General features: G+C 67.0%; 24 protein-coding genes and 2 tRNA genes. 15 read left to right on the forward strand and 11 right to left on the reverse strand.

Annotated features, from left to right (window positions below; genetic code table 11):
• The first annotated feature begins 16 nt into the window (after positions 1 to 16).
• From V5740_RS04245 to V5740_RS04260, 4 genes are all read left to right on the forward strand, one after another.
• Positions 17 to 1,423 (forward strand): nitronate monooxygenase, encoded by a 1,407-nt coding sequence (locus tag V5740_RS04245; protein WP_347303839.1) that lies wholly within the window; start codon positions 17 to 19, stop codon positions 1,421 to 1,423.
• A gap of 321 nt (positions 1,424 to 1,744) precedes the next feature.
• Entirely contained in the window at positions 1,745 to 2,323 is a 579-nt protein-coding gene (locus V5740_RS04250) for a Crp/Fnr family transcriptional regulator (protein ID WP_347303840.1), read from the forward strand.
• Between the two features lie 64 nt (positions 2,324 to 2,387).
• Positions 2,388 to 2,852, forward strand: a complete 465-nt coding sequence (locus V5740_RS04255; protein WP_347303841.1) for an SH3 domain-containing protein — start codon at positions 2,388 to 2,390, stop codon at positions 2,850 to 2,852.
• Positions 2,853 to 2,920: 68 nt separating this feature from the next.
• Positions 2,921 to 3,232, forward strand: a complete 312-nt coding sequence (locus tag V5740_RS04260; protein WP_347303842.1) for a hypothetical protein — start codon at positions 2,921 to 2,923, stop codon at positions 3,230 to 3,232.
• An 11-nt stretch (positions 3,233 to 3,243) separates the two neighbouring features.
• On the opposite strand, the gene V5740_RS04265 is transcribed toward V5740_RS04260, so the two are convergent.
• Positions 3,244 to 7,032, reverse strand: coding sequence for a PAS domain-containing protein (locus V5740_RS04265; RefSeq protein ID WP_347303843.1), 3,789 nt, complete (start codon positions 7,030 to 7,032; stop codon positions 3,244 to 3,246).
• Between the two features lie 148 nt (positions 7,033 to 7,180).
• Here V5740_RS04265 and V5740_RS04270 point away from each other — a divergent pair, with 148 nt between their 5' ends.
• A complete protein-coding gene (locus V5740_RS04270) occupies positions 7,181 to 8,833 on the forward strand; it encodes an FAD-dependent oxidoreductase (protein WP_347303844.1) in 1,653 nt (550 codons plus the stop codon).
• 78 nt (positions 8,834 to 8,911) lie between these two features.
• Here the strand turns inward: V5740_RS04270 and V5740_RS04275 are convergent.
• Positions 8,912 to 8,988 (reverse strand) — tRNA-Pro (locus V5740_RS04275).
• Between the two features lie 112 nt (positions 8,989 to 9,100).
• On the opposite strand from V5740_RS04275, the gene thyA reads away from it, so the two are divergent.
• The 5 genes from thyA (at position 9,101) to V5740_RS04300 (ending at position 13,875) form a co-directional block, all read left to right on the forward strand.
• Complete coding sequence (gene thyA / locus V5740_RS04280) at positions 9,101 to 10,045, forward strand: thymidylate synthase (RefSeq protein ID WP_347303845.1); 945 nt, start codon at positions 9,101 to 9,103, stop codon at positions 10,043 to 10,045.
• A gap of 55 nt (positions 10,046 to 10,100) precedes the next feature.
• A complete protein-coding gene (locus V5740_RS04285) occupies positions 10,101 to 11,396 on the forward strand; it encodes a thiamine pyrophosphate-dependent enzyme (protein WP_347303846.1) in 1,296 nt (431 codons plus the stop codon).
• A complete protein-coding gene (locus tag V5740_RS04290; protein WP_347303847.1) occupies positions 11,393 to 12,415 on the forward strand; it encodes an alpha-ketoacid dehydrogenase subunit beta in 1,023 nt (340 codons plus the stop codon). The genes V5740_RS04285 and V5740_RS04290 overlap by 4 nt, the downstream gene beginning before the upstream one ends.
• A 14-nt stretch (positions 12,416 to 12,429) precedes the next feature.
• On the forward strand, positions 12,430 to 13,695 hold the full coding sequence (locus V5740_RS04295) for a dihydrolipoamide acetyltransferase family protein (RefSeq protein WP_347303848.1): 1,266 nt from the start codon (positions 12,430 to 12,432) through the stop codon (positions 13,693 to 13,695).
• A gap of 103 nt (positions 13,696 to 13,798) precedes the next feature.
• Positions 13,799 to 13,875, forward strand: a tRNA-Asp gene (locus V5740_RS04300).
• A 42-nt stretch (positions 13,876 to 13,917) separates the two neighbouring features.
• Here V5740_RS04300 and V5740_RS04305 read toward each other — a convergent pair.
• From V5740_RS04305 to V5740_RS04320, 4 genes are all read right to left on the reverse strand, one after another.
• A complete protein-coding gene (locus tag V5740_RS04305; RefSeq protein ID WP_347303849.1) occupies positions 13,918 to 14,130 on the reverse strand; it encodes a DUF2842 domain-containing protein in 213 nt (70 codons plus the stop codon).
• Positions 14,130 to 14,711, reverse strand: a complete 582-nt coding sequence (locus V5740_RS04310) for a 5-formyltetrahydrofolate cyclo-ligase (protein ID WP_347303850.1) — start codon at positions 14,709 to 14,711, stop codon at positions 14,130 to 14,132. The genes V5740_RS04305 and V5740_RS04310 overlap by 1 nt, the downstream gene beginning before the upstream one ends.
• 244 nt (positions 14,712 to 14,955) lie before the next feature.
• Complete coding sequence (locus V5740_RS04315; RefSeq protein ID WP_347303851.1) at positions 14,956 to 15,261, reverse strand: cell division protein ZapA; 306 nt, start codon at positions 15,259 to 15,261, stop codon at positions 14,956 to 14,958.
• Positions 15,262 to 15,268: 7 nt separating this feature from the next.
• Positions 15,269 to 15,442 carry a hypothetical protein gene (locus tag V5740_RS04320; protein WP_347303852.1) on the reverse strand — a complete coding sequence of 58 codons (174 nt, stop codon included), beginning with the start codon at positions 15,440 to 15,442 and terminating at the stop codon, positions 15,269 to 15,271.
• A gap of 208 nt (positions 15,443 to 15,650) precedes the next feature.
• On the opposite strand from V5740_RS04320, the gene tkt reads away from it, so the two are divergent.
• From tkt to V5740_RS04345, 5 genes are all read left to right on the forward strand, one after another.
• The gene (tkt, locus tag V5740_RS04325) at positions 15,651 to 17,597 is read left to right on the forward strand and encodes a transketolase (RefSeq protein ID WP_347304439.1); all 1,947 of its coding nucleotides are present in this window, start codon (positions 15,651 to 15,653) and stop codon (positions 17,595 to 17,597) included.
• Positions 17,598 to 17,616: 19 nt separating this feature from the next.
• The gene (gene gap, locus V5740_RS04330; protein WP_347303853.1) at positions 17,617 to 18,624 is read left to right on the forward strand and encodes a type I glyceraldehyde-3-phosphate dehydrogenase; all 1,008 of its coding nucleotides are present in this window, start codon (positions 17,617 to 17,619) and stop codon (positions 18,622 to 18,624) included.
• Positions 18,625 to 18,719: 95 nt separating this feature from the next.
• On the forward strand, positions 18,720 to 19,115 hold the full coding sequence (locus V5740_RS04335) for an MOSC domain-containing protein (protein WP_347303854.1): 396 nt from the start codon (positions 18,720 to 18,722) through the stop codon (positions 19,113 to 19,115).
• Positions 19,112 to 20,311 carry a phosphoglycerate kinase gene (locus tag V5740_RS04340; RefSeq protein WP_347303855.1) on the forward strand — a complete coding sequence of 400 codons (1,200 nt, stop codon included), beginning with the start codon at positions 19,112 to 19,114 and terminating at the stop codon, positions 20,309 to 20,311. The genes V5740_RS04335 and V5740_RS04340 overlap by 4 nt, the downstream gene beginning before the upstream one ends.
• 58 nt (positions 20,312 to 20,369) lie before the next feature.
• The gene (locus tag V5740_RS04345; protein WP_347303856.1) at positions 20,370 to 21,269 is read left to right on the forward strand and encodes a fructose bisphosphate aldolase; all 900 of its coding nucleotides are present in this window, start codon (positions 20,370 to 20,372) and stop codon (positions 21,267 to 21,269) included.
• On the opposite strand, the gene V5740_RS04350 is transcribed toward V5740_RS04345, so the two are convergent.
• The 5 genes from V5740_RS04350 to V5740_RS04370 all read right to left on the reverse strand — a co-directional run bounded on the left by V5740_RS04350 (position 21,266) and on the right by V5740_RS04370 (position 25,040).
• A complete protein-coding gene (locus V5740_RS04350) occupies positions 21,266 to 21,622 on the reverse strand; it encodes a hypothetical protein (RefSeq protein WP_347303857.1) in 357 nt (118 codons plus the stop codon). The two genes, V5740_RS04345 and V5740_RS04350, sit on opposite strands and share 4 nt — an antisense overlap.
• 194 nt (positions 21,623 to 21,816) lie before the next feature.
• Positions 21,817 to 22,521: a DUF2459 domain-containing protein gene (locus V5740_RS04355; RefSeq protein ID WP_347303858.1), complete on the reverse strand. Its 705-nt coding sequence runs from the start codon at positions 22,519 to 22,521 to the stop codon at positions 21,817 to 21,819.
• The gene (locus V5740_RS04360; RefSeq protein ID WP_347303859.1) at positions 22,506 to 23,423 is read right to left on the reverse strand and encodes a 50S ribosomal protein L11 methyltransferase; all 918 of its coding nucleotides are present in this window, start codon (positions 23,421 to 23,423) and stop codon (positions 22,506 to 22,508) included. Before V5740_RS04360 ends, V5740_RS04355 begins: the two co-directional genes overlap by 16 nt.
• A complete protein-coding gene (gene bla / locus V5740_RS04365) occupies positions 23,420 to 24,322 on the reverse strand; it encodes a subclass B3 metallo-beta-lactamase (RefSeq protein WP_347303860.1) in 903 nt (300 codons plus the stop codon). Before bla ends, V5740_RS04360 begins: the two co-directional genes overlap by 4 nt.
• Positions 24,312 to 25,040, reverse strand: a complete 729-nt coding sequence (locus V5740_RS04370; RefSeq protein WP_347303861.1) for an SDR family oxidoreductase — start codon at positions 25,038 to 25,040, stop codon at positions 24,312 to 24,314. The genes bla and V5740_RS04370 overlap by 11 nt, the downstream gene beginning before the upstream one ends.
• Between the last annotated feature and the right edge of the window lie 21 nt (positions 25,041 to 25,061).

Genomic DNA, 25,061 nt, shown 5'->3' on the forward strand with positions numbered 1-25,061 from the left:
GCGACAAGGACAGGTGATGACGTTCAAGGGTCTCAAGCCCATCAGCTATGGCGGTCGCGAGGTTTGGCCGTTGATCGAGGGCGGGAAGGGCGTATCCGCCAGCAATCACGCCAGTTCGGGCGCGTGGGCGGCGGCAGGCGGCATCGGCACGGTCAGCGCTGTCAATGCCGACAGCTACGACCCGCACGGCAAGATCGTGCCGCAGGTCTACTGGCAGAAGACGCGGCTGGAACGGCACGAGCAGCTCATCCAGTACGCCATCGATGGCGCCGTGGCGCAGGTGCAGCGCGCGCACGAGATCTCCGGTGGGCAGGGCGCGATCAACATCAACGTCTTGTGGGAGATGGGCGGCGCGCAGGCCGTGCTGGAAGGTGTGCTGGAACGTACCCGCGGACTGGTCGCCGGCGTGACCTGCGGCGCGGGCATGCCGTACCGCCTGTCCGAGATCGCCGCCCGCTACAATGTCAGCTACCTGCCGATCATCAGCTCCGCGCGGGCGTTCCGCGCCTTGTGGAAGCGAGCATATCACAAGGTCGGCGAGCTGATGGCCGCAGTGGTGTACGAGGATCCGTGGCTGGCCGGCGGTCACAACGGCCTGTCCAACGCGGAAGACCCGCGCAAGCCAGAGGACCCGTTCCCGCGGGTCAAGGCCGTCCGCGACACGATGCGTGCCGAGGGCATTTCGGACGACGTGCCGATCGTGATGGCGGGCGGCGTATGGTTCCTGCGCGAATGGGACCACTGGATCGACAATCCGGAACTCGGCTCCATCGCCTTTCAATATGGCACCCGGCCGCTGCTTACCCATGAAAGTCCGATCCCGCAGGGTTGGAAGGATGCGCTACGCGATCTGGAGCCTGGCGATGTGCTGCTGCACCGCTTCAGCCCAACCGGGTTCTACAGTTCCGCCGTGCTCAACCCGTTCCTCAAGAACCTCGTTGCGCGCTCCGAACGGCAGATCCCGTGGTCTCGCGTCGCGGCGGGCGATCATACCGTGCAGCTGGACGTGGGCGTGAAGGGCAAGAACTTCTGGGTCACGCCAGGCGATCGTGAACGCGCCAGTCATTGGGTGGCGGCAGGTTACGCGGAAGCGCTGAAGACGCCGGACGACACATTGGTCTTCGTCGATGCGCAAGAACGGGCAATTATTCGCAAGGATCAGGCAGATTGCATGGGTTGCCTGTCGCATTGCGGGTTCTCGTCATGGAAAGATCACGACGATTATACCACCGGACGACTTGCCGACCCGCGCAGCTTCTGTATTCAGAAGACATTGCAAGACATCGCGCATGGTGAGCCTGTGGACGAGAATTTGATGTTTGCTGGTCATGCCGCATACCGTTTCAAGCAGGATCCGTTCTACTCGAACAACTTCACGCCGACCGTGAAACAGCTGGTGGACCGTATACTCACCGGGGATTGATCGTCGCGGGCTTGACCGGGAAGTGGAAGCCGTGAACGCGAATTGTTTGCTACAACACGAATGGGCTCTTTAGCTTCCCTCAGACGGTCAGATGCATTTAGGGTGTTCAGGTGCGTAAATGACGGAAAGGTTTCAATGAACTATTCCGCGCCGATGCCAGTGCCTTACGTCATGGTAAGGGAGCCGGTAGACGATGGATCTACCACCAACATGCTGCTTGGGCAGTTGGGGGCTATGGATCGTGCGGCGTTGTCCCCCCATGGCACCAGGATCAATCTGCATCGTGGACAGCGCCTTGCTGGCCCTGGGGGCGGATCGCCCATGTTCCTGTTTCCGGAAGGCGGCATCGTGGCCACGATGGCGGTCGACGGCGTTCGAACGGAAGTCGGGCTGGTGGGCCGCGAGGGTATGATCGGCTTGAACACGATCCTCGGCGGGTCGGAGATTTTCGAAAGCATCGTTCAGGTGGACAATGCGACCGCCATCGCGATCCCGGCTGAGGTGATGCTTGCTCAGCATGCCCAATCCGCCGCGCTTCGCCAGTTGGTGTCGCATTACCTGCTCTATTCGATGTTGCAGCTGTCGTTCTCGGTCGTGTCCCGATCAAACCAGATGATGGAGGCGCGCCTCGCGCGCTGGCTGTTGATGTGTCACGACCGGATGCCGGGAGACGAAATCCCCGTGACGCACGAGTTTCTGGCCACGATGATCTCGGCGCAGCGGAGCGGCGTCACTGTCACGCTGCACTTGCTGGAAGGCGAAGGACTGATTCGTGCCAATCGCGGGCGGATCACCATTCGTGATCGCGGCGGGCTCGAACTGCTGGCAGGCACCACCTACGGCAAGGCGGAGGCGACGTATTCCGATCTGATCGACTCCTTTGGGAAAGGCCGGCGCTAGGATCGCCGGCTCTAGTCCCAGCCTGCTGTTGCCATCCCGCGGTGCTTGGCCGTAGGCGGTGTCTGTGCGATCGCTCCTCTTCATCCTGGCCGTCCTGCTGCTGCCCGCAACGACAGTTGCTGCACAGGAACGTGACGTACCCTATTGGGCCAGTCTTCGCGCTGACGAGGTTTACATGCGCGTGGGTCCGTCCGTCGATTTCCCGATCGAGTGGATCTACCGTCGCGCAGGATTGCCGGTGAAGGTAATTCGCCTGAACGAAGGGTGGCGCCTCGTCGAAGATGCGGATGGTGCCCGTGGGTGGATTGCTGCCCGCCTGCTGGATCCGGAGCGGGCCGCCCTTGTCACGCAAGGTGACCTCGTCCCGATGCGTGCTGCGGCCGACCAGTCCTCCGCATTGCGCTGGCGGTTGGAAGCGGGTGTGGTCGGGCGGCTTGGGCGCTGCCAGGATGGATGGTGTCAGTTCACGGTGGGCCGGCGCAGCGGGTGGGTTCCGCAGGGCCGCCTTTGGGGCGCGGACGCGCCCTGATGCTAACGGCAGGAACCGCGAGCCTGGCAGGGCGCTGGTAACCACAGCATAGGCGAGGAGGCAGGGCGATGACCGAAGCAGTGTGGGGCGACGCCGCATCACCCGGGATCGACTGGAAGATGAGCGCGGCCTTGCAGAACGTCGTGCGCGGCCAGGAAGAGCTTGCCGAAGTGACCAGCTTGGAAGGCGCGGTTCGGGCCTGGCGGGCGCTGGATCCGGCGCACCGGGACGGCGCGATCCTCACTCCTGAGCGACCACTGATGCTGGACGGTGTATCCACTGCCGAGCTTCATGGCGAACACATCGCCATCCTGGCGGATCGTCTGCCCGGGGCGCAGCAGGACATGCCGGCCACAGCACCTGATACGCCGGCCGCCTGAGCTATGCCGCGTCAGGTAGGATCGGCGATGCTGGCAACCAGGTCCGCCTGCCGGAACGGCTTGACCAGGCGTGGCAGGTCCGGCGCGATCCCGTCTGCTTCGGCATAGCCCGATACGATCAGAACCCGGGTGCCGGGCAGGCGGGCCAGCACTTCGCGCGCCAGATCGGTGCCGGTTTTACCCGGCATCAGGTGATCGGTGACCAGCAGGTCCGGCATCAGGCCGTCTGCGATCAGTTGCAGCGCCTGCTCGGCACTGTCCGCTTCCGTTATGTCGTAGCCGAGATCGGCCAGCATGTCGGCAGTACTGGCGCGCACGACAGCCTCGTCATCCACGACCAGCGCGAGCCCCACCGTGACCGACGCGACGCTCTCCTCGGTATGCTCGGTCGTCTCCGCCGCCGCGTCGGTCACCGGCAACCATAGTTGCACATCGGTGCCCAGTCCCGGGCGGCTGTCGATGGTCAGCGCGCCGCCAAGCTGTGCGGCCAAGCCATGCACCATCGACAGGCCCAGACCGGTCCCCTGGCCGATGCCTTTGGTCGAATAGAACGGCTCCGCCGCCCGCCGCAGCGTTTCAGCGTCCATGCCGATCCCTGTATCGGCGACCGACAGTCGCACATAGCGGCCAGGCGCAAGGCCGGGGGTATTGTCACGGCCAAGCTCCACCTGCCGGGCGGAGATGCTCAGCCGGCCGCCATCGGGCATCGCGTCCCGTGCATTCACACTGAGATTGAGGATCGCCATCTCGAGTTGGTTCGGATCGGCCAGCGCGGCGGGTAGATCGTCCCCCACGTCCAGGATCAACCGGGTCTGCGGGCCGGAGGTACTCGCGACGAGATCCGCCATCCCCGTCACCAGTGCCGCCAAGTCCACCGCGCGCGCCTGCAGGGGCTGCCGCCTGGCGAAAGCCAGCAATCGCTGGACTAGGGTCTTGGCCCGTTCTGCCGAATGCAGCGCGCCGCCGATCAACCGCTGCTCACGCTCGCCGCCCACCCCCTTGCGCTGCAGGAGGTCCAATCCGCCGATGATGGGCGTCAGCAGATTGTTGAAATCATGCGCCACGCCGCCTGTCAGGCTGCCCATCGCCTCCATCTTCTGGCTCTGCCGCAACGCTTCCTGAGCAGCAGCCAGCTCCTTCTCCGCCCGAAGCCGATCGGAGATGTCGTTCGCCAGGTAGAAGGCGCCGACGATTTCGGCGTCCTCGTTCCGCATGGGCGTGAGGCTGATCTCCCAGCACGGTTGAGCCAGTTCCGGGCGACCGAAGGATTCGCGCGCCGTGAACCTCTCCCCGCCAAGGGCGCGTTGCATCAGCGCGCGCAACTTTGTGCCTTGATCGGGAGGGAACAAGTCGGGCAAGATGTCGCCCGGTGCTACGTCGAAGCCGTTCACGCGCCTGAACTCGTCATGATGCGCCTTGTTGAATGCGAGCACGCGAAGGTCACGGTCGAAGGCGCAGATGGGGGAGGTCGTCGCTTCGATGATGTCGCGGCTGAACCGTAGCTCGGCCGTGCGCGCCGCCACCTGCGCCTCTAGATCCTCGTTCAGGTCGCGCAGCAGTTTCTCGGACTGCTTGCGCTCCGTTATGTCGTTGAACAGGATAGCAACCAGCCGATCCTCAGGCGCGCCGATGCGGAATGCCTGAACGTCGAACCAGCGGCCCATCGCCTCCGCCCGGTTTTCGAATTGCGCAGCTTCACCGGTCAGGGCGACTCGCCCATAGATGTCGAACCAGTGCTGCTCCAGCGTGGGTATGGCCTCGCGGACCCAACGGCCGAGCAGATTGTCCATCCCGGTCTGCAGTGCGAAAGCCGGGTTCATCTCCAGCAGGCGGTAGTCGATCGGCCGGTCATCGGCATCGAACTTCACCTCTGCGATCGTGAAGCCGGCATCGACGGCTGCAAACAGCGTGCGGTAACGTTCTTCGCTGTCGCGCAGCCGGGCTTCGGCGCCAATCCGTTGTACATGCGCCCAGCATCGCTCGACCGCGGCCTCGACCAGGCTGATCTCCTCGGCCGTCCAGACCCGTGGCCGGGTCTGGTGAACGGCCATCATGGCCACCAGCCGGCCATCCTTTACCAGCGGACAGCAGATGATCGCATCAATCCCGATGGACTGGAACATTTCCCGCCCGTCATCCACGGCGAGTTCCTGACTGACGTCATGAACTACCAGCGTATGTCCGCCATGCATGTCGGCGACCGCACGTGATCCGAACAGGTCCAGGCTGTAGACCCCGACGGAGCTGGCGACGTCGTCCGCCACCCAGTCTGCGCGGATCACGAACCGGTCGCAATCGGCATCCACATCGGCGTAGGCACAGCGGGAGGCATCCAGGCGCCGCGCCAGCAGTTCCGCCGCGGCCCGCATCGCCTCCGGCGCGTCGGCTGCGCCGCCCAGCGCCTCGTCCATCCCGCGCAGGAACCGCAACCGCCGCTCGCTCTCGCGCACAGCCTGGTTTGCCAGCTTGCGAGCCGTCACATCGATGGCGGTGCCCAGCACGCGCAGGCACCGGCCGTCTTCGGTGAAGATTCCGCGCCCCTTCGCAGCCACCCAGCGGAGCAGCCCGTCTTCCTTCCCGATCGTGCGGTATTCCACATCGTACAACGCCTGCTGAATCGGGTCGCATGCCGCGGCGAAGGCGAGGGTGGTGGCGTCCCGATCGTCCGGGTGCAGCCCGTCATAGAAGTCCTGCATCGAGATCGGCTTGTCGGCGGAGATGCCGAACATGCGCTTGACGATGGGCGGCCAGGCCAAACCGCCGTCCGTCGGCTTGAAATCCCAGAAGCCGACCTCCGCCGCCTCCGTCGCCAGCCGCAAGCGCTCCTCATTCAGGGCGAGGGCGGCGCGGTTCTTCTGGCGTTCGCTGATGTCCAGCATCGCGCCGATCATCCGCGTGGCGCGTCCACCCTCGTCGCGGATGATATGCCCTCGATCCAGTACCTCTGCGTAGGTGCCGTCCGCACGGGCGAAACGATACTCGTCGGACCAGCTGTCGGCGTTTCCGTCGATGGCGGCATGGATGCTGGTGGTCACCCGGGTGCGGTCATCGGGATGGATGCGCCCCAGCCACCACTCGCCGGTCGGCTCTACATCGGCCGGTTGATGGCCATAACTTGCCGAAAGCGCCGCATTCCAAGCTACATGATTGGTGGTGAAATCCCAATCCCAGATGGCATCGTTGGTCGCCAGCGCCGTCAGGCGGTAACGTTCCTCAATCGCCTTCAGGATCACCTGCGACTGCCGGCGTTCCGCCAGCATGGCCGCGAACTCACCTGCCTGCTCGACCTGATTGGCCAACGCCCGCCGCAGTTCCAGCTGGGACATCACCTGCCGGGCCAACACCTCCAGCAGATCACGCTGGTGGGGCGTTATTCCGTCCGGTCGCGGGACGCGATCCAGAACGCAAAGCGTGCCGATCGCCAGGCCTGCCGCATTGCGCAGCATCGCACCGGCGTAGAAGCGCAGGCCGTCGGTCGCGCGGACCAGCGGATTGTCGGCGAAGCGAGGATCGTCTCTCAGGTCTGGCACAACCAGAAGGCTGCACTCGGGATCGTCTAGTGCATGGGCGCAGATCGACATGTCCAGCGGGAACTCGCGCGCGATGGTTCCGACCTCGGCCTTGAACCATTGGCGACCGGACGCGATCAGGTTGATGGCGGCGATGGGGGCCGCGAAGGTTGCGGAAACCAGCCGCACCAGATCGTCGAACTCCGGTTCCGCCGGGGTGTCCAGCACATAGTACCGCGCCAGCGCAGCATCCCGGTCATCGTCGGACCATTTCCGTTTGCCATCAGCCATGCCCGCGGGTGGCGCTTTCTCTGCCGAAGCCATGAATCAGCAATATCAAAGCCACCGTCCGCCGGAAGACCCCAATTGCGCTGACCCTCCTTGTCAGTGCATCTGATCTGCTATGCTGCAGCGCCGCGTGGCGAGGAGGACTGCAATCATGGAGACGATCGGCCGCGACCTGCAGGAGATGCAACGCATCCCCCTGCTGCCAGAACATGTCGCCGCCATCGTGGCGGCCGGTACCCGTCGCCACTATCCCGCGGGGACCATGCTGGTGCGTCCAGGCGATCCCGCCGACTGCTTCACCTATGTGGAAAGCGGCGAGATCGAGGTTGTCGATCCATTCGGAGATGAACGCCTGGTCCCATCCACCATCGGTCCCGGGCAGTACATGGCGGAAATCGCGTTCCTCGACGGCGGCAGCTGGACGCTGCCGATGCGAACGGCGCAAGACACCACCGTGGTCGAGGTGCCGCGTCGCGCCATGCTGGCCTTGATGGCCGCCGTGCCGGAGATGTCGGATATCATCATCACCGTACTCGCCGCACGCCGGCGAAAGCACCTGGAATCGAGCCACGCGACACTGGCGGTCCTGGGGGCCGAGAACGATCCTGCCATCGCGGCCATCGCCGCGTTCGCTGGACGCAACCGCATCCCATGCAGCATGCACGCGCTTGGCAGCGAGGAGGCTGGCGCCATCGCTGCCAGTTGCGCCGTGCCCGATGGCCAGCCCGCCGTGGTGTTCGGCCGCGACAACGCAATCACTGATCCGACCATCGCCAAGGTCGCGCAACTGCTTGGTCTCAGCCGGGACCTGCTGGATGACGAGGCGTTCGACGTGGTGGTGATCGGCGGTGGACCGTCAGGCGTGGCCGCCGGTGTCTATGCCGGCGCGGAAGGATTGTCGGCGCTGGTGGTAGAGGATCTGACGATCGGCGGACAGGCGGGCACGTCCAGCCGGATAGAGAACTACATGGGCTTCCCCACCGGCATATCCGGTGCCGACCTGGTCTGGCGCGGGGAGGTGCAGGCAATGAAGTTCGGTACGCGCTTCGCCCTGCCGCATCGCGTCGCCCAGCTCGATCGGCTGGACGATGGCCAGTTCTGTGCCACCTTCGCCAACGGGCGTCGCGTTCGTGGGCGCGCGGTGATCGTCGCCACCGGCGTGCAATATCGCCGCCTGCCGATCGACCGACTGGAGGAGTTCGAGGGCACGGGCGTCTACTACGCCGCTACCGAGACGGAGGCCCGTCGGGTGGCCGGGCGGGAGGTCGCGGTGATCGGTGGTGGCAACTCCGCCGGCCAGGCTGCCATGTTTCTCAGCCGGACGGCTGCGCATGTTCACCTGCTGGTACGCGGTGCTTCGCTCGCCAATTCCATGTCCCATTACCTGGCCGACCGGCTGGAGCAGGACCCGGCGATCACCATCCACTACCAGACCGCCGTGTGTGCGTTGGCGGGTGACGCGCAGCTGGCGCAGGTGACGATCGCGCAGGGGCAGGACGGCGAGCGGCAGCTTGATGTCTCCGGCCTGTTCGTGATGGTCGGCGCCGCGCCCAATACCGGCTGGCTCGCAGACCTGCTGCAACTGGATGCGGGCGGGTTCGTGCTGACCGGCGATGCGGTAGGCAGCCCGTCACGCTATGGGACGTCGCAGGCCGGCATCTACGCCGTCGGTGATGTGCGCGCCGGATCGGTAAAGCGGGTCGCTTCTGCCGTGGGAGAGGGATCCGTAGTCATCTCCGACGTCTGGCACCACCTGCAAGCCCCGGCGGAACCCCGCCATGCGGGCAGCCTTCCAGCCGGCTAGGTGTCTGCCCCGGAGGCTTTCACCGGGCCGACATCGGATTTCAAGCTGGCGTAAAGAGCCGTCATCGGCTGAATATGTTGGTCGGGGAGAGAGGATTCGAACCTCCGGCCCCTGCCTCCCGAAGACAGTGCTCTACCAGGCTGAGCTACTCCCCGACCGGACCTGAAACACAGCCGTTTGTGCGGCTGCGAGGCAAGGCAGAGGCGGCCCTATAAGCAGGGGTTCGCGGGCTGGCAAGCGGCCATTTGCGGTGATAGCGACATAGGCATGGACACCGCCTCATCGCCCGCCGCGTCGCACTGGGAACAGCAATACCTCGACCTGATGCGCCGTATCTGGACCGAAGGGGACGAACGGCTCGACCGCACGGGTGTGGGCACGCGCGCGATCTTCGGGCCACAATTGCGCTTTGATCTTGCTGACGACCGGGTCCCGCTGCTCACCACCAAGCGGGTCTACTGGAAGGCAGCCTTGCGGGAGATGCTATGGTTCCTGACCGGCGATACCAGCATCCGCCCCTTGCTGCAGCAGGGCGTCACCATCTGGAGCGACTGGCCGCTCGCCCGCTACCGGCGCGAGACCGGACAGGAAATAACGCAGGAGGCGTTCGAGACGCGCATCGTGGACGATGCCGCCTTCGCCGCTCGCTGGGGCGATCTTGGACCGGTATACGGCAGGCAATGGGTGGACTGGCCAACCTTTGAACCGGCAGGCGACGATCTCTATCGCCGTGGTCCTGGCATCAATCAGGTCGCCCAGGTGATCGAAGGTCTGCGCCGCGATCCCGGCGGGCGCAGGCACATCATCGAAGGGTGGAACGTCGCGGAACTGCCGCAGATGGCGCTGCCGCCGTGCCACAAGACCTACCAGTTCCTCGTCGCCGGCAATCGGCTGTCCTGCCACCTCTACCAGCGCAGCTGCGATGTGGCACTGGGCCTGCCGTTCAACCTCGTCGGCGCCGCTGTGCTGACCCGCATGGTGGCGGCTCAGGCAGGATTGGAGCCGGGCGAGCTGATCTGGACCGGCGGTGACACGCACCTCTACCTCAATCACGCGCACTTGGTGGAAGAGCAACTGACGCGGGTTCCATCTGGTGAGCCGCGCCTCCGAATGTTGCGCGTCCCGGAAACAATTTTCCATTATGTGTTTGAAGATTTCGCGGTGGCCGATTACCATCCGCAAGGCGCGATCCGCGCACCCGTCGCTGTCTAGACAGCGGCGCTGACAAGGGCTCCGGCACGAACCGGGCCCGGTCTGGAGAGAGAGCATGACCACCGAGGCAGCGCCACGCGAGGGCGCGAACCGTCCGGCGTTGGCGCTACATGTGCCGGAACCTGCCTTCCGGCCGGGCGACCCGGTCGATTTCGGCCACCTGATTATCCCACCCGCCGGCGCTCAGTCCCGGCCGGAGGAGACCTGCCAAGCGGCGGCGACGCATCCGCTCTGCATCGATCTCGTCCGGGTACTGGGCGACGATGATCGCGCGCATGGCCCGTGGGACCCACGCCTCTCGCCGGATCGGCTGCGCGCGATGCTGCGCACCATGGCGCTGGTGCGGGTGTTCGACGGGCGCATGTATCGCCTGCAACGGCAGGGCAAGACCAGCTTCTACCTGAAATGTACGGGGGAGGAGGCGACCAGCGTCGCCGCCACCATGGCGCTGGATGCGGGCGACATGATCTTCCCGTCCTACCGCCAGCAGGGCTGCCTGATCGCGCGCGGCTACCCCTTGCTGGAGATGGTCAACCAGATCTTCAGCAACCGTGCCGACAAGCTGAAGGGCCGGCAATTGCCGATCCTCTATTCCGCGCGGGAGGTGAACTTCTTTACCATCAGCGGCAACCTGGCGACACAGCTGCCGCAGGCGACCGGCTTTGCCATGGCCAGCGCGATCAAGGGCGACACCCGCATCGCCAGCGCCTGGGTGGGGGAGGGCTCCACGGCGGAGGGCGACTTCCACAACGCGCTCACCTTCGCCGCCGTCTACAACGCGCCCGTCGTGTTCGCCGTGGTGAACAACCAGTGGGCGATCTCCAGCTTCGCGGGCTTCGCCGGGGCGGAGCGGACCAGCTTCGCCGCACGCGCGATCGGCTACGGCATCGCCGGCCTGCGCGTGGATGGCAACGATCCGCTCGCCGTCTACGCCGCGCATGCCTGGGCGGCGGAACGGGCACGGCTGAACGGCGGGCCGACGCTGATCGAATACTTCACCTACCGGGTGGAGGGGCATTCCACCTCCGACGATCCCACCGTCTACCGCGCGAAGGACGAGGGCAGCGGCTGGCCACTGGGCGACCCCATCGCGCGCCTCGCCGCCCACCTGACGGCACTCGGCGAATGGTCGGAGGATCGCCACACGGCCATGCTGGAGGAGCTGGACGCGGAGGTCCGCACCGCGATCCGCACGGCGGAGGCGAACGGCATCCTCGGCCATGGCCTGCACCAGCCCGACACCACCATGTTCGAGGACGTGTACGAGCACATGCCCTGGCATCTCAAGGAACAGATGGCGCAGGCGCTGCACGAACGCGCGGTCAAGTACCCGCCGGCGGACCACGCATGAGCACGCGCGACATGACCATGATCGAGGCGATCAACGACGCGCTCGACATCACCCTGGCGCGCGACCCCGACGTGGTCGTGCTGGGGGAAGACATCGGCTATTTCGGCGGCGTGTTCCGCGCCACCGCCGGACTGCAGGCGAAGCACGGCAAGACCCGCGTGTTCGACACGCCGATCAGCGAATGTGGCATCATCGGCGTGGCCGTCGGCATGGGCGCTTATGGCCTGCGCCCGGTGCCGGAGATCCAGTTCGCGGATTACATCTATCCCGGCCTCGATCAGCTCATCAGCGAGGCCGCGCGCCTGCGTTACCGCTCCGCCGCGGAGTTCATCGCGCCGCTGACGGTGCGCAGCCCGTTCGGCGGCGGCATCTTCGGAGGCCAGACTCACAGCCAGAGCCCGGAGGCGCTGTTCACCCACGTCGCTGGCCTGAAGACAGTGGTGCCCAGCACGCCCTACGATGCGAAGGGCCTGCTGATCGCCGCGATCGAGGACAACGATCCGGTTCTCTTCTTCGAGCCCAAGCGTCTCTACAACGGGCCGTTCGACGGCTATTACGACCGCCCGGCGAAGGGCTGGAAAAACCATCCCGACGCGGCGGTGCCTGACGGGCACTACACCATCCCGCTCGGCAAGGCGCGGATCGTGCGGGAAGGGGAGGGGCTGACCATCCTCGCCTATGGCACGATGGTCCATGTCGCGGCCGGCGTGGTGGAGGCGACGGGCGTTGATGCGGAGATCATCGACCTGCGCACGCTGGTGCCGCTGGATATCGAGGCGATCGAAGCATCCGTGCGCAAGACCGGGCGCTGCCTGATCGTGCACGAGGCGACCCGGACCAGCGGCTTCGGCGCTGAACTGGCGGCACTCGTCACCGAACGCTGCTTCTATCACCTGGAAGCTCCGGTCGAGCGTGTGACCGGGTTCGACACGCCCTATCCGCACAGTCTGGAATGGGCCTATTTTCCCGGTCCCGTCCGGGTCGGCGAGGCGATCGAGCGGCTGCTGGCCGCCGACTGACAAGGGAGGGGCACATGGCCCGTTACAGTTTCAACCTGCCCGATATCGGCGAGGGCATCGCAGAGGCGGAAATCGTGCGCTGGCACGTCGCCGTGGGTGACTGGGTGGCGGAGGACTCGCCCGTCGCCGACCTGATGACCGACAAGGCCACCGTGGAGATGGAGACGCCTGTCGCCGGCCGCGTGCTGGAGATCGCCGGCCAGGAAGGGGATGTGATCGCCATCGGCACCGCGCTGGTGGTGCTGGAGACGGAGAGCGAGCAGGCCGGGCCGGTAGCAGCCCCGACACCAGCCCCTACGCCAGCTCCTGCACCAGCTTCGAAACCGGCCGCTGACCCGGTCGCAGAGCAGCAGCCCACGGCACCGCTGGCATCACCCGCACCTGCACCGGCTCGATCCGATCCGCCAACGGGTACCCGCATCCTCGCCAGCCCCGCCGTGAGGGACCGCGCACGCACGCTCGGCATCGACCTCGCCCAGGTGCGCCCCGCGGCAGGCGACCGCGTGCGCCACGCAGATCTGGACGCCTTCCTGACCTACACGCCCGGTTATAGCGCGCCCGCCGGTGTTCCGGCGGACGAGACCGTGCCCGTCATCGGCCTCCGCCGTCGCATCGCTGAGGCGATGAGCGCGTCCAAGCGACACATCCCTCATTTCACGCTGGTGGACGAGGCGGATGTGACGGCGCTGGAGGAGGCGCGAGCGCAGCTGAATAGTGGGCCGGCGGATCGGCCGCGCCTGACCCTGCTGCCCTTGCTGATCGCTGCCACCTGTCGCGCTCTGGCCGATCATCGCGCACTAAACGCCCATTATGATGACGAGGGCGGCTCCGTCACGCGCCACGGCGCTGTTCACATGGGGGTGGCCACGGCGACGCCGGCCGGGCTGATCGTACCGGTAGTCCGCGACGCGCAGGGACAGACGCTGTGGCAGCTTGCGGGCGAGATCACCCGCCTGTCGGCCGCTGCGCGCGACGGTACTGCGGCGCGTGCCGAACTGTCCGGCTCCACCTTCACCATCAGCTCGCTTGGGCCGCTTGGCGGGATTGCCGCCACGCCGGTCATCAACCGTCCGGAGGTCGCCATCCTGGCGCCCGGCCGTATTGTGGAGCGTCCTGCCTTCGTGGCCGACGGGCTTGGTGGGGAGCGGGTGGCCAAGCGCAAGTTCGTCAGCCTGTCGCTGTCCTGCGACCACCGGGTGGTCGATGGCCAGGATGCGGCATTGTTCCTGCAGGCCCTGCGCGCTTTGCTGGAGACGCCGGCCCGCCTGCTGGCGGGTTGAGCCACGGCAGGAACAAAGGTTTTTTCCACAGGTGTTTTCGGGCGTTGACAGGGGGCGGCACCGCCCGTAGAGGCGCGTCTCCCAAGCGGGCCACGGCCTGTAAGCGGGTGTAGCTCAGTTGGTTAGAGCGCCGGCCTGTCACGCCGGAGGTCGCGGGTTCGAGCCCCGTCACTCGCGCCACTTGGGGCTTTCATAGCTCCGGTGGCGCTCAGCGCGGTTCGGTCATCCCCAGCGGCCGGTTTCCATCCAGATCAGGAAGCGTCGCAAGGGCAGCAGCCAGGCGACTCCCAGGAACAGGTATACCACCGCCTGCAGCCAGACCGGCAGCGTGCCGATCCATGGCGTCAGTTGCACCACCAGCCCGGCATACAGCGCCAGTCCCGCCAGCAGCAGCAGCACGCCCAGCGGAATGCGCAGGGTCGGCCGCTCCCGCATCAGAACGGCCCCAGCAGCCGCGTGGGCGTGACGATCGCGGTTAGAGGCATGTCATGGACGGCGATCGGCAGGCTCGGCACCTCTTGCACGTCCCACGCCATGCCGATGGCGATGACGCCGGGATGTTCCGCCAGGTACCGATCATAATATCCCGCACCCTGTCCCAACCTCTCGCCAGTGGCGGTGAAGCCGACCAGCGGCACGAACAGCACCTCCGGCGTTACGACCGGGGTCGCCGGGTCGGGCTGCAGCAGGCCCATCGGGCCCGGCTGCAGGTCGCTCTCCTCGTATGGATCGGTGTGCAGGTGGAAGGTCATGCCCGCGTCCCGCTTCACGAAGGGGAGGGCGACCGGATGCCCGGCCTCGAAGAAGTGGCGCAGGTATCCGGCCGTGCGCGCCTCGCCGTCCATGGCGCGGTAGAGCCCGATCGTGGCGCCGTCGGGCACCAGATCCGTGACGGCGCGCGGCGGGCGGTTGAACACCAGCGCGCTGACTTCCCGCGGTAGGGTCGCCGCATGCTCGACCCGCGCCTTGCGCAGCCGCTCGCGCAGCAGGCGCTTTTCCTCGATGATCTCGGCCACGGGGCCCCCTTGGCAAGAAGCCCGGGCGCCGGGCGGATGGTGTGGCGGAACCACCATGGGTCGTTTGCCGGGAAATCCTCTGACGCCTCGACGTCAGGTGGGCACCATGTGCACCGACCTCCGGGACGAACCCGCAGGCCGGGCAGGGACAGCACCCAAGGATTGCTTATAGCCTCAGGGATTTTCATGCAGCTCGTGCCGGGCAGTCCCGCCACCACCAATCTAGGGATGGGACGCGCCCGGCTCAAGCCCCGTGCGTGTCTGCCAGCGCTTCCATGCGATCGGCCAGTGCCTCCAGCGCTTCGGCGATGTCGCTGTCGCCATCATCACCGCGCGCCGTGGCCAGTTGCTCGCGCGCCTCGTGCAACTCGTCGGCCAGCAGCAATGCTGCATATAGCAGCCGCCGCACTTCGGATTGGCCGGACACGCCCGGCACCCCTTGCAGCCGTTCGTCGATGAACCGCCCCAGATCCTGCAGATGCGCCTCCTCGCCCGGCGCGCAGGCGAGGGTGTAGGCGCGGCCGCCGATGGTCACGTCGACATTGCTCATGGCCGGGTCAGCCTTCCAGCCCGGCGATCAGGCGATCCAGTTCGGCCAGCGCGCCTTCCGCCTCCTGCCGCAAGCTTGCGTGACGCGCCGCCAGATCCCGATCGCCTGGGCCACGTGCGGCGATCCGCTCCGCCGCCATGCCGATCCGCTCCATCGCCGCCCTGATCCGTTCCTGCTGCATCGGCGGCTGCGTAATCAGTTTCGCCAGCGAAGGCAAAATCTTGCATGCCGCTGCTGCGAGCCGTTCTGGGATTGGGCCGGGCCGCGCGCTTGACGCGGCGTGGCGGGGTTCGCAAGGGGGGCACAAGACCTCGAATCATGCCCGCTTCATCGGTGCGGCTGATGTATGGGAGCATAGCTTGACCCACGATCCTGCCCGCTTCTCCGCGATGGCCAACGCCGTGCGCGCTCTTTCGATGGACGGGGTGCAGGCCGCCAATTCCGGGCATCCGGGCATGCCGATGGGCATGGCCGATGTCGCAACGGTGCTGTGGTCGGATTACCTGAAGTTCGATCCTGCCCAGCCGCAATGGCCCGATCGTGACCGCTTCGTGCTATCGGCCGGCCACGGCTCCATGCTGATCTACGCGCTGCTGCACCTGTCCGGGTACGAGCAGCCGACGATGGATGACATCCGCAACTTCCGCCAGCTCGGCAGCGTCTGCGCCGGCCATCCGGAGAACTTCCTGATCCCCGCGGTTGAGGCGACGACCGGCCCGCTGGGGCAGGGGCTCGCCATGGCGGTCGGCATGGCGATCGCCGAACGTCACCTCAATGCCGAATATGGTGACGATCTGGTCGATCACCGCACCTGGGTGATCGCGGGCGACGGGTGCCTGATGGAAGGCATCAATCACGAGGCGATCGGCCTTGCCGGTCACCTGAAGCTCGGCCGCATGATCGTCCTATGGGATGACAACCGCATCACCATCGATGGCAGCACGGACCTGTCCACCAGCGAGGATGTGGCCGCGCGCTACACCGCCGCCGGCTGGCACGTCGCGGCCTGCAACGGCCACGATCCGGCCGCGATCCGGTCCGCGATCGATGCGGCGCTGGCCGATGATCGCCCCAGCCTGATCGCCTGCCGCACCGTGATCGGCAAGGGCGCGCCAAACCTGCAGGGCACCTCCAAGACCCACGGCAGCCCGCTCGGCGACAAGGAAGTCGCCCTGGTGCGGGAAACGCTGGGCTGGACGTCCGCCCCGTTCGAGATCCCGGCGGAAATCGCCGCCGACTGGCGCGCCACCGGTGAGCGCGGCAAGCAGGTCCATGCCGACTGGCACACCCGGCTGCAGGGTCACGCGCGCGGTTCGGAATTGTCCGCCCGCATGCATGGCGAACTGCCTGACCTCGCCGACTGGGCCGCCTACAAGGCGCAGGTCGCCGCGGAGAAGCCCAAGATGGCCAGCCGCAAGGCGAGCGAGGCGGCGCTGTCCGTGCTGACGCAGGCGGTGCCCGCACTGGTCGGCGGCTCGGCCGACCTCACCGGCTCCAACAACACCAAGACGCCCAGCACCCAGTCGCTTTCCGCGACCGATTATTCCGGCCGGTATGTCAATTACGGCATCCGCGAATTCGGCATGGCCGCGGCGATGAACGGCATGGCGCTGCACGGCGGCATCATCCCCTACGGCGGCACCTTCCTGGTGTTCTCCGACTATGCCCGCCCCGCGATCCGCCTGTCCGCGCTGCAGCAGGTCCGCGCCATCTATGTGCTGACGCATGACAGCATCGGCCTGGGCGAGGACGGCCCGACCCACCAGCCGGTGGAGCATCTCGCCGCCCTGCGCGTCATCCCCGACTTGCTGGTGATGCGCCCTGCAGATACGCTGGAAACGGCCGAATGCTGGGAGCTGGCGCTGGGCGAGGCGAACCGCCCGACGGTGCTGGCGCTGACCCGGCAGAACCTTGCCGCGGTCCGCTTCGACGCGTCGGAGAATCTCTGCGCGAAAGGCGCCTACCTGCTGAAGGGGGCCGCTGCCGACAAGCGGGTGGTCCTCATCGCCACCGGCTCGGAAGTGGGCCTGGCGCTGGAGGTGCAGACCGCCCTTGAACAGCAGGGCATCGGTGCCGACGTCGTGTCGATGCCGTGCGCCGAATTGTTCATGGAACAGCCCGCCGAATATCGCGCCGGTCTGCTCGGCGATGCAGGCGTGCTGCGCGTCTCGATCGAGGCGGGCACGACCTTCGGGTGGGAACGTTTCACCGGCCTCGACGGCCTCAATATCGGTCTCGACCGTTTCGGTGCCTCCGGCCCGGCGGAAGACCTTTTCGCGCGCTTCGGCTTCACTGCCGACGCGATCGTGCCGCAGATCACGGCCAAGCTTGGCTGACACACAGGAGACGATGAGTATGGCGACCAAGGTTTCGATCAACGGTTTCGGGCGGATCGGCCGCCTGGTCGCCCGCGCCATCATGGAGCGTGACGACCACGATCTGGAACTGGTCGCCATCAACGACCTGGCGGAACCCAAGGACAACGCGCTGCTGTTCGCGCATGACAGCACGCATGGCCGCTTCCCCGGTACGGTCACCAGCGACGGCGATTCCATCCAGATCAACGGCAAGGACATCGCCGTCACCAAGGAACGCGATCCCGCCAAGCTGCCGCACAAGGCGATGGGCGTGGACATCGTGCTGGAATGCACCGGTTTCTTCCAGTCGCACGATGCGGCGAAGCCCCACCTCGATGCTGGTGCGAAGCGCGTCCTGATCTCCGCTCCGGCGACCGGTGTATCGGCGACCATCGTGTACGGTGTGAACCACGACAAGCTGACCGCGGGCGACATCATCGTGTCGAACGCCAGCTGCACCACCAACTGCCTTGCGCCGCTGGCCAAGGTGCTGAACGACGGCTTCGGGATTGAACGTGGTTTCATGACCACGATCCACTCCTACACCAACGACCAGCGCATGCTGGACCAGATCCACAAGGATCTGCGCCGCGCCCGCGCCGGCGCCACCAACATGATCCCGACCACCACGGGCGCCGCCCGCGCCGTTGGTCTGGTGCTGCCGGAGCTGAAGGGCAAGCTGGACGGGTCCTCCATCCGCGTGCCGACGCCCAATGTGTCCGTCGTGGACCTGGTGTTCGTACCCGGCCGCGAAGTGTCGGTGGAGGAGATCAACGCCGCGCTGAAGGCTGCCGCCGACGGACCGATGAAGGGCGTGCTCGACTACACCGATCAGCCGCTCGTCTCCTCGGACTTCAACCACTATCCGGCCTCGTCCACCGTCGACAGCCTGGAGACCACCGTGCTGGAGAGCAAGCTGGCGCGCGTGCTGTCGTGGTACGACAATGAATGGGGCTTCTCCAACCGCATGATCGACACCGCCGGTGTGATGGCGGGCCTGCTCTGAGCGGGTGGGTTGCGGCCGGCCAGGGAGAAGGCCGGCTGGCGGGGATCGCGCGGCACGCGCGGCCCCGCGGCCCGATCGAGCATGGCATCAGCCATGTGCACGTCAGCCGCGCTACCGGCATCGCCGGTGATTTTCGCGGCGGCCTTGCCGCGCAGAAGAACGTCTTCAAGCGACAGGTCTCCCTGATCGAGGCGGAGAGCTGGGCGGCTGCGCTGCACGATCTGGGCGACGTGGAGCACCAGTGGTGGCACCGCCGCGCCAATTTGCTGCTAAAGGGTATCCGCCTGCCGCGGCAGGAACGTATCGTGCTGCGCATCGGGGCGAGCTGTCGCTTGCGCGTCACCATGGAATGCGATCCGTGCAGCCGCATGGAGGAGATCGCCCCCGGCCTGAAGGCTGCGCTGACGCCCGACTGGCGCGGCGGCTTCCTGGCGGAGGTGCTGGATGATGGCGATATCGCCGTGGGCGACGAAGTGAGGATCGAGGAATGAGCCAGTTCAAGACCCTGGACGATCTTGGTGACGTGACGGGCAAGGTCGCTCTCGTCCGCGTCGACCTGAACATGCCGATGGCGGATGGCGTCGTCACCGACCTGACCCGCGCCCGCGCTGTCGCCCCCACCATCCTGGAACTCGCCGACGCCGGTGCCAAGGTGCTGCTGCTGGCGCATTTCGGCCGGCCGAAGGGCGAACGTAATTCCACCATGTCCACCAGCCTCATCCAGGGCGCGCTCGCCGACGTTCTGGGGCGCGAGGTCATGTTCGTGCCGGAGGTTGCCGGCCCCGTGGTGCAGCAGACAATCGGCATCTTCCGTCCGGGCGACATCGGCCTGCTGGAAAACACCCGGTTCTGGCCGGGCGAGGAGGCGAACGATCCCGAATTCGCCCGCGCCATCGCCGCCAATGGCGACTTCTACGTCAACGATGCCTTCTCCGCCGCGCACCGCGCGCATGCCAGCACCGAAGGGCTGGCGCACCTGCTGCCGTCCTTCGCCGGCCGATCGATGCAGGCGGAGCTGGAGGCGCTGGACAAGGCGCTCGGCTCGCCCGAACAGCCGGTGGCCGCGGTCGTCGGCGGGGCGAAGGTGTCGACCAAGCTCGCCGTGCTGGAACACCTGGTGGGCCGCGTGCAGCACCTCATCATCGGCGGTGGCATGGCCAACACGTTCCTCGCTGCGCGCGGGGTGGATGTCGGCAAGTCGCTGTGCGAACATGACCTGACCGGCCAGGCCGACGCGATCATGGACGCCGCCGATCGTTCGGGCTGCACCGTGCATCTGCCGTATGACGTCGTCGTCGCCAAGGAATTCGCCGCCAATCCGCCCAGCTTGCGCACCTGCAACGTGCACGAGGTCGCCGCCGACGAGATGATCCTGGACGTGGGGCCGCAGGCGACCGATCGCCTGGCGGATGTGCTGAAGACCTGCCGCACGCTGGTATGGAACGGCCCGATGGGGGCGTTCGAGACCCAGCCGTTCGATGCCGCCACCGTTGCGCTCGCCCGTACCGCTGCCGCGCTCGGCACGGAAGGTTCGCTTGTGTCGGTGGCGGGCGGCGGCGACACGGTCGCGGCGCTGAACCATGCGGGCGTCGCGGGCGACTTCACCTATGTATCTACCGCCGGCGGCGCGTTCCTGGAATGGATGGAAGGACGCGAGCTGCCCGGCGTTGCCGCGCTCTCGCGCTGACGCTACAGCATCAACAAGGCCGCACGCGGCACACGGAAGAACTCAGGGGGCAATGCGCATGACCAAGGATGAAATGACCGCCAAAATCGCCGGCGGGAAGGGCTTCATCGCCGCCCTCGACCAGAGCGGCGGCTCCACGCCCAAGGCGCTGCGCGCCTATGGCGTGGAAGACCACGAATATGATGGTGACGAGGCGATGTTCGGCAAGATCCACGAGATGCGCTGCCGCATCATCCAGGCGCCCAGCTTCAACGGCGACCGCGTGATCGGCGCCATCCTGTTCGAACGCACCATGGATGGCGAGACCAACGGCAAGCCGGTGCCCGCCGCCCTGATCGGAAAGGGGGTGGTGCCCTTCATCAAGATCGACAAGGGGCTGGAGGACGAGGTCAACGGCGTTCAGTTGATGAAGCCGATGCCGACGCTGGATGCGCTTCTGACCCGCGCCAGCGGTCTGGGCGTGTTCGGCACGAAGGAGCGGTCGGTGATCAACTCGGCCAATCCGGAAGGCATCGCCGCGGTCGTGGCGCAGCAGTTCGAGATCGGCGCACAGGTCATCAGCCACGGCATGATGCCGATCCTGGAGCCGGAATATTCGATCAAGGCGACCGACCGGGCCGAGGGCGAGGCGCTGTTGCGCGACGAGATCCTGAAGCATCTGGACCGGCTGCCCGATGGCCAGCAGGTCATGCTGAAGCTGTCGATCCCCGCAGTGGCCGGCACCTATGATGCGCTGGTCCGCCATCCCAAGGTGCTGAAGGTCGTCGCCCTGTCCGGCGGCTTCAACCGCACCGATGCCTGCGCCGAACTGGCGAAGAACGAAGGCATGATCGCCAGCTTCAGCCGCGCTCTGCTGGAAGAGCTGCGCGCCGGCCAGAGCGATGAGGAATTCGACGCCACCCTGGACGAGGCGATCACCGCGATCCACTGCGCCAGCGTGGAGAAGGTCGCCGCCTAGATCCCGCCGTCGAAGCGAAAGCTGAACCGGTAAGCGGCGGGGGCGATCGCCTCCGCCGTTTTCGCAGGTGTCACCTGCACCAGCTCCAGCGCGCCGTCGGCGACCGGCACGGGTTTCCCTTGCTCCAGTTCGACCATCCGGTCGCCTGCACCCAGATGCACCGCCACACGGATGCGGACGCGCCCGGCCCACACGCATTGCTCGCCTGCCGGACAGCGGCTGTCCTCCAGCACCTCCAGTGGAGTAAGTTGCGGACCGTCTACTCCGATCCGCTGCCCGATTGACGCCACCGGCAGATGCCGCTCGCCCTCCGGCGGCGGCAGGGTGGCAGTACACCCGGCAAGGGTAATCATTGGCAGTGCAATAAGGCGCATGGGCGCTGCCTGCATCGCGCGCGCTTGCGCCGCGCTGAATGGGCGGTGCAGACCCCTCCGCCGCACACCCGCCGGTGCTGTCCTACACAGCGCGCATCTGCCATTGCGCTCAGGCTGCGTCAGCCGGTGATCGCAGACCTGCTTACCGGGTCGTGGGAGGTGTCAACTTAGTGTCAACTTCCGGCGTAAGTGACTCTCCGATCGACATTTTCCGGCGCGGCCACCCACTTCATCACTCCGCCGGCGAATGGGGTCCACCAGCCCGTCCTCACCCCCGCTGCCGCCAGCATGTCGCTGGTCCACTGGTTGCAGGTGTTGCGCAATGTGTAGTGCCCCGGCGCGTCGTAGAACACGTCCTGCCTGCCGTAGCCCGGATAGTGGCCTGCACCCGCCGCCGGCAGGCTGCGGCTGATGGCGTGGACCAGGCGGGCATATTCGTCGGGCCGCAGCACGATCTCGCGCAGCCGGGATGAAGGGGTGGGGCGTACATAATGTGCCACATGCAGCAACCCGTCGCCGCCCAGCCCGACAATCCGCGCCACGGTGCCCGGCCTCAGGTCCCACCAGGTCGGCGTGTTGAGGAACACCTCCCGCTCCCCCCAGCTGATCGACAGGTGGGTGTAGGGCAGCCCGGCGGCGGCGACATGCTGCACCGGGAAGACGCGCCGCCAGTCGGCCTGCGGCGTCACCAGCGGCAGCACCAGCGCCGTGTGGACGCCGTTCGTCTCCACCATGATGGTCACGCCATCCGCCGGCTCCCGCCACTCCGCGTTGCGCGGGATGGAGCTGCCGATGCCACCTGCCAGCGCGAACAGCAGCACGAGGGCTGCCAGCGCCAGCGCGGCCAGCCGTGCGCCGCGGATCAGGCGGGTTGCCACCGGCGCCTGAGCCACAGGATCGACCAGTCGCTATTCACCAGCCGCCCCGCCAGCCGGAACCCGGCGATGCGATAGGCGGCGCGCACCGCCGGCTCCTGCGTCGTCAGCAGGCCCGCCAGCAGCAGATGCCCCCGAGGTGCGACCAGCGCGGCGAAGTCGCCGGCCAGTTCCATTAGCGGACCGGCCAGGATGTTCGCCATCAGGAGGTCGTAAGGGGCGCGGGCATGGATCAGCGGATGATCGGTGCCGGGCGCCGTAATCATCGCCAATGCGCCGCGCCCCGTCCCTTCCGCCACGCCGTTCAGCCGGCAATTCTCCGTCACCACGCTCTCGCACACGGCATCGATGTCGCTGGCGGTGGCGTAGGCGCGGGGCCACAGCGCCAGTGCGGCGAAGGCCAGCAGGCCGGTGCCCGTACCGATGTCGGCGCAGTCCCGCACCCGCACACCGCGCCGCCGCATCGTGTCCAGCATGGCGAGGCAGCCGGCGGTCGTGGCATGCTGGCCGGTGCCGAAGGCCTGCGATGCGGGGATGATGAAGTCGACTATGCCGGGCGTATCATCCACCGGGTAGTCGGGTGTATGGACGTGGAAGCGCCCGGCGCGGATCGGCGTCACGCTCTTCTGCGTTTCGCTGACCCAGTCGGTTTCAGGCAGTTCCTCCGCCACGATCCGCGGCGCGTCCGCCCCGAACAGGGTGGCCAGCAGCTTGCGATCGGCGGCGCGCGGCTTGCGCGGCAGATAGGCGTCGAGCTGCCAGTCGTCCGGCCGGTCTTCCGCCACCTCGCTGCCGGTCAGCACCATGTCGCTGTCCCAGTCGCCGGTCTCCTCCAGCCTCTCATGCGCCAACAGGGCCTGCCGCACGCGATGACGGGGGGCATGGGCCAGCAGTTTCCAGCTCATGGTTCAGTCCCGGCGGCCTCACGCGCCAGCCGTTCGTCAAGCTGGCGGCGCTTCAGCGCGGCATATGCGCGGCACTGCCCTTCGCCGGCGAGATCACCCGCCGTCAGGCGGGTGTCCATGCTGCTGGCGACGGGGTGCGGCGTCAGCAGGATATCGCAGGGCAGGGCGGCAAGCTCGTCCAGCCCGCGCCGCATGGCGGCGACCAGATCGGGCGCGGCGGTGAAGCGGTAGCCATCGGCGCTGATCGGGGTCAGGCTGTCGGCATAGACGATGGTCCGGCAGGTCTCCCCTTCGCATGACTGCCAACGCCAGGTCAGCGCGCCGAGCGTGTGGCCAGGTGTCGCGACCGGGGTCAGCGCGAGTGCGCCCAGGCGCACCGGCTGTCCGGGCGTGACCGTCCCATCCACCCGGATCGCCGGGAAGTTGTCCGCGATGGCATATTGCGGGTCGGCCGGGTCAGCCGTGCCGCTCGCCATCACCGGCGCGGCCTCTGCACTCGACAGCAGGCGCGCACCTGTCAGCCGCTGCAATTCCGCAGTGCCGCCGACATGGTCGTGATGTTCGTGGCTGGCGAGCAGCAGCTTCACGTCGGACAGCTTGAAGCCCAGCGCATCCACGTTCGCAGCGATCAGCGCGGCGCTGGTCTGCGTGCCCCCGTCGATCAGCACATGCCCGTCCTCGCCGGTGACGAGCAGGGCGGTGATGCCGCAGGTCCCGACGAACCAGGTATTGCCGAATACCTGGAACGGTGGGCCGGGACGATCCCATTCGTCCTCGTCCGTGCAACGCGCAGCCCACGCTTCGCCCCGATCGTGTTCTGCCGCCTCCTGCGCGTTCCCGGTGCTGGCACAGCCCGCCAGCAGGATGGGGGCGAGCAGGAAGGCGAACCTAGCGGACATAGCTTGCTCCATTGGCGTCGATGGTGGTGCCGGTCATGCTGGCGGGTGCGTCCAGCGCGCAGAAGGTGGCAATGGTGGCGATCTCCTCCGGCAGAGCCACACGGCCCAGCGGGATATCGGCCAGCAGCCCGGGTCCGCCTCGGCTGGCGAGGTAGTCGCCCGCCATCGCGGTATCGGTGAAGCCGGGGGCGATGGCGAAGGACAGAATGCCCTGCGCGGCATAGGCGCGCGCAATCGTCTTGTGCAGCGCCAGCATGCCGCCCTTCGCCGCCGCATAGTGCCAGTGCGCGGGGCTGTCCCCGCGATGGCCCGCGCGGCTGGCGACATGGACGATGCGCCCGGCAACGGCGCCCTCTAGGGCCGGCCGGTCCTGCCAATGCCGCACGGCGAACCGGCTGAGCTGGGCCGCGGCGGTGAGGTTGATCCGCAGCGTATCCTCCCACCCGTCCAGCCAGGCGATGTCGCTGCCGTCCAGCGGATTGGCGGCGAACAGGCCGGCATTGTTGATCAGCGCGTCGATCCGGCCGCCGGCGCGGTCCATCGCCTCCTGCCACAGCAAGGTGGGGGCGCCGGGTTCGCAGAAATCGGCGGCGATCACGTCCTCGCCCGCCGTCGTCGCCTGGCCGATGACGAAGGCGCCACGGGTGCGCAATTGGGCCACGATCCGGGCGCCGATGCCCCGGCTGGCCCCGGTGACGAGGATGACTGGCTGGTCCATGGCCGGCGCCTTACGCGATCG

This window comes from Croceibacterium sp. TMG7-5b_MA50 (assembly GCF_039830145.1).
In the GTDB taxonomy this organism is placed as follows: Bacteria; Pseudomonadota; Alphaproteobacteria; order Sphingomonadales; family Sphingomonadaceae; genus Croceibacterium.